General features: G+C 29.9%; 8 protein-coding genes. All 8 read right to left on the bottom strand.

Annotated elements, in window-relative coordinates:
• Nucleotides 1-235 precede the first annotated feature (235 nt).
• Complete coding sequence (locus tag AC11VW_RS11105) at nt 236-676, bottom strand: deoxycytidylate deaminase (RefSeq protein WP_484301484.1); 441 nt, start codon at nt 674-676, stop codon at nt 236-238.
• Nucleotides 677-798: 122 nt separating this feature from the next.
• The gene (gene upp, locus AC11VW_RS11100) at nt 799-1428 is read right to left on the bottom strand and encodes a uracil phosphoribosyltransferase (protein WP_484301483.1); all 630 of its coding nucleotides are present in this window, start codon (nt 1426-1428) and stop codon (nt 799-801) included.
• Between the two features lie 13 nt (nt 1429-1441).
• A complete protein-coding gene (rpiB, locus tag AC11VW_RS11095) occupies nt 1442-1894 on the bottom strand; it encodes a ribose 5-phosphate isomerase B (protein WP_484301482.1) in 453 nt (150 codons plus the stop codon).
• 58 nt (nt 1895-1952) lie between these two features.
• Complete coding sequence (locus tag AC11VW_RS11090; protein WP_484301481.1) at nt 1953-2993, bottom strand: L-threonylcarbamoyladenylate synthase; 1041 nt, start codon at nt 2991-2993, stop codon at nt 1953-1955.
• Nucleotides 2994-3021: 28 nt separating this feature from the next.
• The gene (locus AC11VW_RS11085; protein ID WP_484301480.1) at nt 3022-3702 is read right to left on the bottom strand and encodes a ZIP family metal transporter; all 681 of its coding nucleotides are present in this window, start codon (nt 3700-3702) and stop codon (nt 3022-3024) included.
• A 196-nt stretch (nt 3703-3898) separates the two neighbouring features.
• Nucleotides 3899-4963, bottom strand: coding sequence for a peptide chain release factor 1 (prfA, locus tag AC11VW_RS11080; protein WP_484301479.1), 1065 nt, complete (start codon nt 4961-4963; stop codon nt 3899-3901).
• 44 nt (nt 4964-5007) lie between these two features.
• Nucleotides 5008-5859: a peptide chain release factor N(5)-glutamine methyltransferase gene (prmC, locus tag AC11VW_RS11075; protein ID WP_484301478.1), complete on the bottom strand. Its 852-nt coding sequence runs from the start codon at nt 5857-5859 to the stop codon at nt 5008-5010.
• A gap of 16 nt (nt 5860-5875) precedes the next feature.
• Nucleotides 5876-6769, bottom strand: a complete 894-nt coding sequence (locus tag AC11VW_RS11070) for a DUF1385 domain-containing protein (RefSeq protein WP_484301477.1) — start codon at nt 6767-6769, stop codon at nt 5876-5878.
• Between the last annotated feature and the right edge of the window lie 79 nt (nt 6770-6848).

Raw genomic sequence — 6848 nt, 5'->3', positions numbered from 1 at the left:
TATACTTTTTTGAAAGAAATTTTATATATTTTTTTGATAAAATATATAAAACTAATTTTTATACTTTTTTGAAAGAAATTTTAAATTTTTTTAAATAAAATATATATTACCACTTTTTATACTTTTTTGAAAGAAATTTTATATATTTTTTTGAATAAACTGATTTTTTTGAATTAATTTGAATTTTAAAGTGACATTTATTTTATTTTTTTATGATTTATCTTAAATTATATGGTTATTTAAAATTTATCATTTCTATACTAGCTTCTTCTAACATTTCATTTGACATATCATCAGGATAATCACCCTTGTATATTATTTTCCTTATGCCCGCATTTATACACATCTTAGCGCACAATACACATGGTCTTGTTGTTACATATAATGTAGCTCCATTTATCCCTACTCCATTATGAGCTGCTTGTATTATTGCATTTTGTTCTGCATGTAATGCTCTACAAAGTTCATGTCGTTGACCTGAAGGTATATTTAATTCTTGTCTTTTACATCCTGTCTTATCACAATGCTCTAGATTTTTGGGTGAACCATTATAACCCGTAGTTAATATCTGTTTATCTTTTACTAAAATTGCACCTACTTGCCTCCTAGTACATGTAGATCTTTTTTTAACTACTTCTGCAATTTCCATAAAATATTCATCCCATGATGGCCTCATAATCTATACCTCTTTCTGATAAATTTTAATTTATATTGTCTTTTTACTAAATATTCTTGAAATTAACATTAATTAAAAGGGAGAATCTATATTTTTATAGACCCTCCCCCAAATCAAATTGATTATTTTGTTCCGTATAATCTGTCTCCTGCATCACCTAATCCTGGTACTATATATCCATGATCATTTAATTTTTCATCAACAGCTGCAACGTATATGTCTACATCTGGATGATATTTTTGAACTTCTGCTATACCTTCTGGTGCAGCAACTAAGTTAACTAACTTTATAGAGTTTGCCCCTTTAGCTTTAAGTACATCTATAGCAACAATCGCCGATCCACCTGTAGCAAGCATTGGATCTACTATTATCATTTCTCTTTCTTCTATATCTTGCGGGAACTTACTGTAGTATTCTACAGGTTGTAAAGTTTCAGGATCTCTATATAATCCTATATGTCCAACTTTAGCTGCTGGAATTAAACTTACTAATCCATCTACCATTCCAAGTCCAGCTCTTAATATAGGAACTATTCCTAATTTTTTACCAGCTATAACTTTAGATGTTGTCTTAACTACTGGTGTTTCTATTTCTATATCTTCTAATTGTACATTTCTTGTTATTTCATATCCCATTAACATAGTTATTTCTGTTAAAAGTTCTCTGAAATCTTTAGAACCAGTGTTTTTATCCCTCATTAATGTTAACTTATGTTGTATTAACGGATGATCTGTTATTATTACTTTATTCATTTTTATTTTCCTCCTACTTACTGTGCTTCATTTCTATTGCTTTTATCATATCAACTCTTTTAGAGTGTCTATCGCCTTCAAATTCTGTATTTATCCACGCTTCAACTATTTCTAAAGCTAGTCCTCTTCCTAAAACTCTTTCTCCTAATGAAAGCATATTTGCATCATTATGAGCTTTAGACATTTTTGCTGAAAATACATCAGATACTACTGCACATCTTATTCCAGGAACCTTGTTAGCTGCTAGAGATATTCCTATACCTGTTCCACAGCAAAGTATACCATAGTCTACTTCTTTTTTTACCACTGCATTTGCAACTGTTTCTCCATATATAGGATAATCAACTGATTCTAAAGAATTATTAGGTCCAAAGTCAACATATTCGATTCCTTTTTCATTTAAATAATTTGCAATTTCTTTCTTTAGATTATATCCTCCATGGTCACTTCCTAGTCCTATTTTCATGTATGTAGCCCTCCATTTTATATTATAATATATTTAGACATATATTTACTAGTAAATATTATGCTTTTATTACTTTATATCCAGCAGATTTAATAAGTCTATTCATTATGGCTTGACCTAATCCAGTAGGCTCAAATTCTTCAGAATATACTACATCTATATTCTGCTTATCCATTTGTATTAAAGTATCAAATAAATTACTTGCTACTTCTTCTAAAGTACTTCCTAAAGATAAAACCTCACAGTTGTATTTATATTTATTTTTATCTAAACACATTACCCCTGTTCTTAGTCCATTTTGAGAATTTGCCTTAATCAAGCTATTAATTTTTATTATAACATTTTCTTCGATTCCTGACACTATATAAACATCTGCATCGGGAGAATAGTGAGTATATTTCATCCCTGGAGCCTTTGCCTTTTTATTGTCTTCTTTCTTAGTTAAAGATGGATCTATTTCTACTTTACCAAGTACACATTCTAAATCCTCTTTTGTTATGCTACCTGGTCTTAATATCATAGGAATATTTCCTGTAAGATCTAAAACTGTTGACTCTATTCCAAAGTTACTGTCTCCACCTAATACAATACCACTTACTCTACCATTCATTTGTTCTTGAACATGCTTAGCTTTTGTAGGAGACGGTCTTCCTGATATATTAGCTGAAGGTGCTGCTATTGGAACTCCTGCTTGTTTTATTATTTCTCTTGCTATTTTATGTGAAGGCATCCTTATAGCAACTGTGTCTAATCCACCGCTAGTTGTTTTAGGTACTATATCTTTTTTATTTAAAATTATAGTTATAGGACCTGGCCAAAATTTTTCCATTACAGTTTCTGCTTTTTCATTTATATCTTTGGCTAACTCATATACTTCTTCTTTATCGTAAATATGTACTATAAGTGGATTATCACTTGGTCTACCCTTAGCTTCATATATTTTTTTAACTGCATTTTCATCTAATGCATTTGCACCTAAACCATAAACTGTTTCAGTAGGAAATATTACAGTTTTCCCTTCACTTAATAATTTAGCGTGCTTTTTTAATTCTTTTAAGTTTATATCCTTTATATCAATACTACTTATCATAGTTTTCATCTTCTGTATACCTACTTTCATTTTTAATTTAGATGCAATTCACAATAAATGTCCCTACTAAAAAACCAGTTATACAATATAGGCTTCTTGATTTAGGGAATATTTCTTCTAAAACAACATACATCATTGTACCTGCCGCTATTGCAAGAAATACACCTATTAGAGAACTAAAAACTCCCCCAAAGTATGCACCTAAAAAACTACCTATACCCATAGGTATTCCTGCTATTATTGTAAATAAAATTACTTTCCAAGTCTTCATCTTTGTCCCAAACAAGCTTAATGCCATGGCCAATCCTTCTGGTATATTGTGTATCCCTATTACTAGAGCAAGCGTTATTCCTAAAGCTTCTGTAGACATAAAAGATGATCCTATGGCTAATCCCTCTGGTAAATTGTGAAGTAATATACTTATAAATATAAGATACCCTGACTTCATATCTTTTGATACATCTAATTTAGTTTTTATGTACATTGTTAAGAGTACACCTACAAATGTAAATATTACAGTATAGATTACTCCCATTTGACTCATAGATTCTTTCATTAAATCAAAAACAACTACGGCTAGCATTATTCCCCCAGATAACCCCATAAAGAAATTCAGATATCTGTCCACATTTTTCTTGAAAAGTGCCGATACAACTCCTCCGACTCCTGTTCCTATGACACCTGCTAAAAGTCCAATTAGCGTTACTTTAAGTATCATAACTCTCCCTCCTTTTAACCATATATATCCATTATATACATAGTTAATTTGTAACATTCCCGAAAGTTATTGTAACAAAACCTTACTCAAGATTTTTAAATGTAATTTTGTTTAAATATAGAGAGCTATATTTATTAGTAGTTTAAAATCAAATATAATTCTCTATATTATAGAAAAATCCCTAATTAATAGGGATTTATATTGCTGACATTTTTTCAGTTTGATCAACAGTGATTAAAGCATCTAACATCTCATCGATGTCTCCGTCTAAGTATGAATCTAACTTATATAACGTTAAGTTTATTCTATGATCACTTACTCTTCCTTGAGGGAAGTTGTAAGTTCTTATTCTCTCAGATCTATCACCTGTACCAACCTGACTCTTTCTGTCAGCTGCTATATCTTTATTTTGATCTGCTAATGCTTTATCTTGAAGTCTAGCTTTTAATACTTTTAAAGCTTGTTCTTTATTTTTTAATTGAGACTTTCCATCTTGACAAGATACTACTTCTCCTGTAGGTATATGAGTTATCCTAACTGCAGAGTCAGTAGTGTTAACACTTTGTCCACCATTTCCTGAAGAACGGAAAACATCTATTCTTAAGTCATTTGCATTTATTTCTACTTCTACATCTTGAACTTCTGGTAAAACAGCAACTGTTGCAGTTGATGTATGGATTCTTCCTCCTGATTCAGTAGCAGGTATTCTTTGAACTCTATGAACTCCTGATTCATACTTAAGTCTTGAGTATGCACCTTTACCTTTTATCAGGAAAGATACCTCTTTATATCCACCAACACCAGTATCACTTGCAGTTAGTAATTCCATTTTCCATCTTCTTCTCTCAGCATATCTAGAATACATTCTAAATAAACTTCCTGCGAATAAAGCTGCTTCATCTCCACCAGCTCCACCTCTTATCTCAACGATAACATTCTTGTCATCATTAGGATCCTTAGGTAATAGTAATATTTTAAGTTCTGATTCTAATGGCTCTACTTTTTCTTCCATTTCAGATAATTCCATTTTAGCTAACTCTCTTAATTCCTCATCAGATTCTTCTTGAAGAATTTCCTTTGATTCTTTTATACTATTTAATACATCTGTATACTCTCTGTACTTCATTACTATAGGCTCTAAATCTGATTGTTCCTTCATGAATTTTTGCCAATTTTTTTGATCATTTATTATTTCTGGATTACTTATTTTTTCATTTAAATCTCTATATTTATCCTCTAATACTTCTAATTTTTTTAACATACTTTTTCACCTCATCTATTGTATCATATCAATTTTTCATTATATCATAATTTAAAGCCTATAACAACTCTATCGATACCTTGAATATCCTTCTTTGTATATATTTTAGTGTATCCATTATTCTTCATAATCTCTGAAACTTCTTTGGCTTGATCATGACCAACTTCATAAGCTAATATACCATTTGATTTTAAATAATCCTTAGATTGTTCTGTTATGTCTCTGTAAAAATCTAATCCATCTTCTCCACCTTCTAGTGCATTATATGGTTCATAGTCTTTTACTTGTGTATGCAGTGTATCCATATCTCTCTTTGGAATATATGGAGGATTAGATACTATTATATCAAATTTTATATCCTTATTTTTTATTGCGCTAAATAAATCAGATTTTATAAATTCTATTTTATGGTCAACACCATTACTTATAGCATTTTTGTTACCAACTTCTAATGGTATATCTGATATATCAAAAGATGTTAGTTTAGATTTTTCTATATATTTAGCCAAACTTATTGTTATAGCACCTGATCCAGTCCCTATATCAAGTATGTCCACTTCATTTTTCATTTTACAAATCTCTATTAGCTCTTCTACTAAAGGTTCTGTATCTGGTCTTGGAATTAGAACACCTTCTTTTACAAAAAAATCTAATCCCATAAATTCTCTATTTTCCACTATATAAGCAATCGGTCTGCCGTTTAATCTATCTTTTATTAATTCTAAAAATAAATCATACTGTTCCTCACTTAGCTCTTTATTTAAATTTATATGAATATAAATTCTGTCCACATCTCCAAGAGCTTTTTGAAGAATCATTTCTACATCTAGCCTTGGAGTATCACTCATTTCTTTAAGCTCTTCCGAGTATTTAATGATTATATCTCTTATCGTCATATTATCTCCTCTATTTTTAATCTATTACAGCTTTTAAAGCAGCTAGAGCCACTTCTAATTGTTCGTCATCCGGTTCTTTAGTTGTGAAATTTTGTAACATCATACCTGGATATGCGACAATTTTAGTAAATTTATTATTATATTTCCCAAGAAATCTTATTATTTCGTAAGATATTCCTGCTACTATAGGTATACCTACTATTCTCATCACTATCCTAAGTACAGGATTAGGCCATCCGAAAAAAGAAAATAGTACTATAGATATAAACATAACTATAAATAAGAAATTAGTACCACATCTAGGGTGTAATCTGCCAAACTTCTTAGCATTCTCTACTGTAAGTTCTAAATTATTTTCATAGCAATATATAGATTTATGCTCTGCTCCATGATATTGGAATACTCTTTCTATATCTTTACTTTTTGAAATTAATACTATGTAGCCAAACAAAATACAAATTCTAATTACACCTTCTATTAAATTCAATAAAAAATCATTATTTATTGCTTTTGAAAATGCACCACCAACTGCTGTAGGAATCAATACAAATAGTCCTATCGATAGTACGAAAGCTATTATCATAGATATTGCTATTATTACATCATTCGCTTTATCTTTAAATATTCTTTTTATGAACTTATCAAAAGCATCCTCTTCTTCTTCATCTAAAAAGAATTCTGAAGAATAATTTAAGCTCTTAACACCTTCTATCATTGTTTCAATTAATACAAATGAACCTCTGAAAAAAGGGATTTTATTTATATTCTTCTCATTTATCCAACTTTTTATTTTATTTTTTCTTACTACTATTTCTCCATCGCTTTTTCTAACAGCTATTGCCCTTTTTTCTTTAGACTGCATCATAACACCTTCGATTACAGCCTGTCCCCCAACAGATTGTTTTTTCATATACTCACCTCTTAAGTTCAGACTTTTATTTCTCTCATTTTATTATAATACAAAAACACCCCTTAAAGTGAAACTTTAA

This window comes from Romboutsia sp. (assembly GCF_056995035.1).
This window is presented reverse-complemented; position numbering and strand designations above follow the sequence as displayed.

What these genes read in the sequence shown, in the direction of transcription:
- prmC (WP_484301478.1), bottom strand. Translation starts at nt 5,859, where the DNA reads ATGACGATAAGAGATATAATCATTAAATACTCGGAAGAGCTTAAAGAA.
- prfA (WP_484301479.1), bottom strand. Translation starts at nt 4,963, where the DNA reads ATGTTAAAAAAATTAGAAGTATTAGAGGATAAATATAGAGATTTAAAT.
- upp (WP_484301483.1), bottom strand. Translation starts at nt 1,428, where the DNA reads ATGAATAAAGTAATAATAACAGATCATCCGTTAATACAACATAAGTTA.
- AC11VW_RS11090 (WP_484301481.1), bottom strand. Translation starts at nt 2,993, where the DNA reads ATGAAAACTATGATAAGTAGTATTGATATAAAGGATATAAACTTAAAA.
- AC11VW_RS11085 (WP_484301480.1), bottom strand. Translation starts at nt 3,702, where the DNA reads ATGATACTTAAAGTAACGCTAATTGGACTTTTAGCAGGTGTCATAGGA.
- rpiB (WP_484301482.1), bottom strand. Translation starts at nt 1,894, where the DNA reads ATGAAAATAGGACTAGGAAGTGACCATGGAGGATATAATCTAAAGAAA.
- AC11VW_RS11105 (WP_484301484.1), bottom strand. Translation starts at nt 676, where the DNA reads ATGAGGCCATCATGGGATGAATATTTTATGGAAATTGCAGAAGTAGTT.
- AC11VW_RS11070 (WP_484301477.1), bottom strand. Translation starts at nt 6,769, where the DNA reads ATGAAAAAACAATCTGTTGGGGGACAGGCTGTAATCGAAGGTGTTATG.